Origin of the sequence: Rhodococcus sp. 7Tela_A2 (assembly GCF_049311045.1) — a bacterium.
Classification (GTDB): domain Bacteria; phylum Actinomycetota; class Actinomycetes; order Mycobacteriales; family Mycobacteriaceae; genus Rhodococcus.
Genome location: NZ_JAXION010000184.1, coordinates 1 through 5,215, shown reverse-complemented (window position 1 = coordinate 5,215; position 5,215 = coordinate 1). Strand labels below are relative to the sequence as shown.

Below are 5,215 nucleotides of genomic sequence, written 5' to 3'. Positions count from 1 at the left end.
AAGTAGTGCCGCCGCCGAGCCCGCGCGCGACACGTCTCGTGCGGGCACGGCAAACGGTGGATGAACAACCGGACAATGCCCGCAAAAAAGGGCGTGACGTGCAGTGAACGTCATCGACCCGGTGTCGTCCGCCGTGCCGGTGTTACTACGATTCTCATCGTGAGTGTTACGCAGGCGGTCCTGCTGGCAATCGTTGCCGCGGTCCTCGGCGCCGTTCTCGCGCTGGCGGTGTCGCAATCGACCCGGCGACGCCGCGCCGCCGAGCGCGACGACGCGGGTCCCACCATGGCGGATGTTCTCGATCGCGTGGTCTACGGGTCCGCGACCGGTATCGCCGTCGTGGACAAATTCCATGACGTGATCCTGTTCAACCCCCGCGCAGAAGAACTCGGGCTCGTCCGCAACCGTCTCGTCGAAGATCGCGCATGGGCGGTCGCCACCCGGGTCCTCCAGACGGGTGAGCCTCTCGAACTCGACCTCGGTCCCAAGACGCCCCACGGCCGCGACCACATCGCAGTGCGCTGCGTGGCACGGATACTCCTCGACGACGACCCCAGGTTCGTCGTCCTCTACGCATACGACGACTCCGAGCACGTGCGTATGGAAGCAACCCGCCGAGACTTCGTCGCCAACGTGAGCCACGAGCTGAAGACGCCGGTCGGGGCGATGGGACTGCTGGCCGAGGCTCTGCTCGAATCTGCCGACGACCCGGACAGCGTCCGGCATTTCGGCCGGCGGGTGCAGAGCGAGGCTGTCCGCCTCGGCAACCTGGTCACCGAACTGATCGCTCTCTCCAAGCTCCAGGGCGCCGAGAAACTCCCGGATCTCGAAGTCGTCGACGTCGACACGGTCATCGAGGAGTCCCTCGCGCGCACCCGTCTGACCGCGGAGAACGCCGACATCGAGATCACCACCGACAAGCCCTCCGGATTCGAGGTGCTCGGCGACCGGACGCTCCTCGTCACCGCGCTGACCAATCTCATCGCGAATGCGATCGCCTACTCGCCGCCGGGCTCACCCGTGTCGGTGAGCCGTTCACTGCGCGACGGGAAGGTCGCCATCGCGGTCACCGACCGCGGAATCGGCATCGAGAAGGACTACCAGGAGCGCGTGTTCGAACGATTCTTCCGCGTCGACAAGGCCCGGTCGCGCGCGACAGGCGGCACCGGTCTGGGTCTCGCGATCGTCAAGCACGTCGCCGCGAATCACAACGGCGAGATCACCCTGTGGAGCAAGCCCGGAACGGGATCGACCTTCACCCTGCTCATCCCCGCCCACGTGGAGGGGGACGTCGACGACAATTCGATGGCGGACCGCGAAAGCGGAGTCGGCCGGTGACGGACAACGCGACCCGGAGACCCGGGTGGCTCCCACGGAACGTACGGAGGACCAGGCAGTGACGCGTGTGCTGATCGTCGAGGACGAGGAATCGCTGGCGGATCCACTCGCCTTCCTGCTGCGCAAGGAAGGATTCGAGGCGACGATCGTGGGCGACGGGCCCTCCGCGCTCGCGGAGTTCGATCGCGCGGGGGCGGACATCGTCCTGCTGGACCTGATGCTGCCCGGCATGAGCGGCACGGACGTGTGCAAGCAATTGCGCAGTCGCTCCGGTGTCCCGGTGATCATGGTGACCGCTCGCGACAGCGAAATCGACAAGGTCGTCGGTCTCGAACTCGGAGCCGACGACTACGTCACCAAGCCGTACTCGGCCCGCGAGTTGATCGCCCGGATCAGAGCGGTCCTGCGGCGGGGCGCCGAGGCCGAGGTCGAGAGCGGACAGCCCGACGGGGTGCTCGAGGCGGGACCGGTGCGCATGGACGTCGACCGCCACGTCGTGCAGGTCAACGGCGAGCCGATATCGCTGCCGCTCAAGGAATTCGATCTCCTCGAATACCTGTTGCGGAACTCGGGCAGGGTGCTCACCCGAGGGCAGCTCATCGACCGCGTGTGGGGCGCCGACTACGTGGGCGACACCAAGACACTCGACGTCCACGTCAAACGTCTGCGGTCGAAGATCGAAGCCGACCCTGCGCGACCCCAGCATCTGCTCACGGTTCGCGGACTCGGCTACAAGCTCGAGGAGTGACGAGCACCCCGCACGCCGTCAGGAGTGGTTGTGCGCGGCTGTCGTCGCGGGGTGGACCGCGACGAGTCCCAGACCCTGACGTCGCCGGCACAGACGTGCCAGTTCGTCGTAGACGGCCGCACCGAGGAGTTCGGTGAGCTCGGGCGCATAGGACTGCCACACCGGACGTTCGCCGACGTGGGCGTCGGGGGAGCCGGAGCAGTACCAGTCGAGGTCGTGCCCACCCTCGCCCCAGCCTCGCCGGTCGTACTCGGTGATGACCGTCCGCAGGATGTCGGTTCCGTCGGGACGCTCGATCCAGTCCTGGGTGCGCCGGATCGGGAGCTGCCAGCACACGTCCGGCTTCATCTCGAGCGGTTCGATACCGCGCCGCAGGGCCATCTTGTGCAACGCGCAGCCGACCCCGCCCTCGAACCCGGGCCGGTTGAGGAAGATGCACGCGCCCTTGTACCGGCGGGTCCGGAGCGCGGGTTCGTCCTCGAGTTCGTCCTCTTCGAGGAATCCCTTCTTGCCGAGCCCTTTGTCCATGAACTGCCAGTCGTCGGGCGTGAGATGTTTCACTGCCTTCTCCAGCTTGACGCGGTCGTCCTCGTCGGACATGAACGCGCCGTGCGAGCAGCACCCGTCGTCCGGGCGCTCGGCGATGATGCCCTGGCAGGCAGGTGTGCCGAAGACGCACGTCCATCGGGACAGCAGCCAGGTCATGTCTGCTGCGATGAGGTGCTCGTCGTTGTCGGGGTCGTAGAACTCGACCCACTCCCGCGGGAAATCGAGGGGAACCTCCGGGGCCGGATCGAGCTTGCGTGGGGCGCCGGGCATACCTGCTGTCACAGGTCTCGACGGTAGACCCAGTAACGTGTTGATGTGCGCTTAGGGGTACTCGACGTCGGAAGCAATACCGTTCACCTACTTGTGGTGGACGCCCATCGTGGCGGCCATCCCACACCTATGAGTTCTACCAAGGCGACACTGCAGTTGTCGGAGAACATGGACGACGCAGGCGACATCACCACTCGGGGCGCCGATCGGCTGGTGGAGACGGTCGCCGAATTCGCAAGCATCGCCCGGACCTCGGGGTGCGGCGAGCTGATGGCGTTCGCCACCTCGGCGGTGCGCGACGCCGGAAATTCCGACGACGTGCTGGACCGCGTGCGCCGCGAAGCCGGGGTTTCTCTCGACGTGCTGTCGGGCGAACAAGAAGCGCGGCTGACGTTTCTCGCGGTGCGGCGCTGGTACGGGTGGAGTGCCGGCCGCATCCTGAACCTCGACATCGGCGGCGGTTCGCTCGAGTTGTCGTTCGGTGGGGACGAGGACCCGGACGTCGCGTATTCGCTCCAGATGGGCGCCGGGCGTCTCACCCGTGACTGGTTCCCCGAGGATCCGCCCGGCAAGCGGCGAATCGCCGCGCTCCGCGACTGGCTCGACGCCGAACTCGTCCAGCCCACCAAGCACCTGCGCCACGCCGGCGATCCCGACCTGTGCGTCGGCACCTCGAAGACCTTCCGGACGCTCGCGCGGCTCACCGGGGCCGCGCCGTCGTCGGCGGGTATGCGGGTGCAGCGCACACTGACCGCGAGCGGCCTCCGGCAGCTCATCGCATTCATCTCCCGTATGACCACGGCCGACCGCGCCGAACTCGAGGGTGTGAGCTCGGACCGGTCCCAGCAACTCGTCGCGGGAGCGCTGGTCGCCGAGGCGAGCATGCGCGCACTCGGCGTGGAAACATTGCAGATCTGCCCGTGGGCATTGCGCGAAGGCCTGATTCTGCGGAAGCTCGATACCGACATGGGGGGCGAACTGGTGGTGACTGCCGGATGACCGAGAATCGGAGAAACGACACGGGGCAGGTCTCCGTTGCCGAACTGCTGGCCCGTAACGGCCAGAAGGTGAACTCGCGCAGTGGTGGACGCCGTCGGCGCGGCACGAGCGGCGGAATCTCCGTCGCCGAGCTGACCGGCGAAATCCCCATCACACGGGCCGACGACTCCGCGTCCGCCGGGACACGATCGGCCGACGCGGCACCACAGGTGCCGAAGGTCGAACCGGTGGCGCCGTCCGTCCCCCGGGTGGAATTCGTCGTTCCCGAAACTCCGCGCGTCGAGCCCGTCGTGCCGGTCACTCCCCAGGTCGAGGTCCCCGAACTCGTCACCCCGGCACCGCCGTCGGCGACGGAGCTGACCACCGTGACCGCGCGCCCCGAATTCGGCTCGCCGACAGCAACACCCAAAAGTGGCCTCGGAGCCAAGCCCACCATCGCTTCCCGTTCGACCTCCGCCCCGCGAGGCGCGACGTCCGGCTCCCGCGGCTCGGCGCCGTCGGCAGCCGCGGTGCGGGAAGCACCGAAGGTCGAGTCGCCCACCGAAGTGATCCGGCCTGCCGCACTTCCTCGCCGTGCCCGCGCACACCTGGGCATTTCGGCACCGGACACCCAGAGTGCGCCCGTGCCTACCCCGCGGGGCGGGGACGTCGCCGAGCCGCGACTGCTCTCCGGTCCCGCCAGCGACCTGCAAGGCACCGGCACCGAGGACGAGAACGACCCGACCGACACCTACGGCTTCGCCGAGCCGGTCGGGGATGCGCGGAAGGGCGCGCCTGACTCCGCGGCCGGCGACGGTGCCGACACTCCCGCACGGGGCAAGCGTCGCCGGAAGAACACCGAGGACGTCCCCGAAAAGGCCTCCCCCCGGAAGGTCGCCCCGGCGAACCCGTCCGACGTGGACGAGCAGACGAGCGGCCGCACCTCCCGGGAAGACCGGACGGACGACGCCCCACAGGACGGTGCAGACGACGAGCCCGGCGGCAGCAGCCTCAAGCAATGGGCCCTGCTGATCACCGAAAGCGTTGCCGCGGTCGCCGCAGGGGCACTGTTGTTCAAGGGTTTCGAGAAGCTCTGGGACATGATGCCGTGGGTGGCATTCGGCCTGGCGTTGCTGGTGATCGTGGGTCTCGTCGCGCTGGTGCGGATTCTGCGCCGCACCGACGACATCGCCAGCCAGCTCATCGCTCTGGCGGTCGGCGTGTTCGTTGCGTTCGGACCTCTCCTGTTCCTGATGCCCAACGGGTGATGATCCGATGATGACGGCGAACGGCATACGGGTAGGGCTGTCGACCGCTTCCGTGTACCCGGAG

The 5,215-nt window shown here is 67.8% G+C and carries 5 protein-coding genes; 4 read left to right on the top strand and 1 reads right to left on the bottom strand.

The features are described from left to right. The first annotated feature begins 159 nt into the window (after positions 1 to 159). Positions 160 to 1,338 carry a sensor histidine kinase gene (locus TVH25_RS20705; protein WP_296549448.1) on the top strand — a complete coding sequence of 393 codons (1,179 nt, stop codon included), beginning with the start codon at positions 160 to 162 and terminating at the stop codon, positions 1,336 to 1,338. Between the two features lie 58 nt (positions 1,339 to 1,396). Then, positions 1,397 to 2,086, top strand: a complete 690-nt coding sequence (locus tag TVH25_RS20700) for a response regulator transcription factor (RefSeq protein WP_169619400.1) — start codon at positions 1,397 to 1,399, stop codon at positions 2,084 to 2,086. A gap of 18 nt (positions 2,087 to 2,104) precedes the next feature. On the opposite strand, the gene TVH25_RS20695 is transcribed toward TVH25_RS20700, so the two are convergent. Beyond that, a complete protein-coding gene (locus tag TVH25_RS20695; RefSeq protein WP_169619612.1) occupies positions 2,105 to 2,905 on the bottom strand; it encodes a hypothetical protein in 801 nt (266 codons plus the stop codon). 45 nt (positions 2,906 to 2,950) lie between these two features. Between TVH25_RS20695 and TVH25_RS20690 the strand changes: the two genes are divergently transcribed. Both TVH25_RS20690 and TVH25_RS20685 read left to right on the top strand, forming a co-directional pair. After that, positions 2,951 to 3,904, top strand: coding sequence for a Ppx/GppA phosphatase family protein (locus TVH25_RS20690; protein WP_169619402.1), 954 nt, complete (start codon positions 2,951 to 2,953; stop codon positions 3,902 to 3,904). Then, entirely contained in the window at positions 3,901 to 5,151 is a 1,251-nt protein-coding gene (locus tag TVH25_RS20685; protein WP_422425367.1) for a hypothetical protein, read from the top strand. Before TVH25_RS20690 ends, TVH25_RS20685 begins: the two co-directional genes overlap by 4 nt. Positions 5,152 to 5,215: the final 64 nt, after the last annotated feature.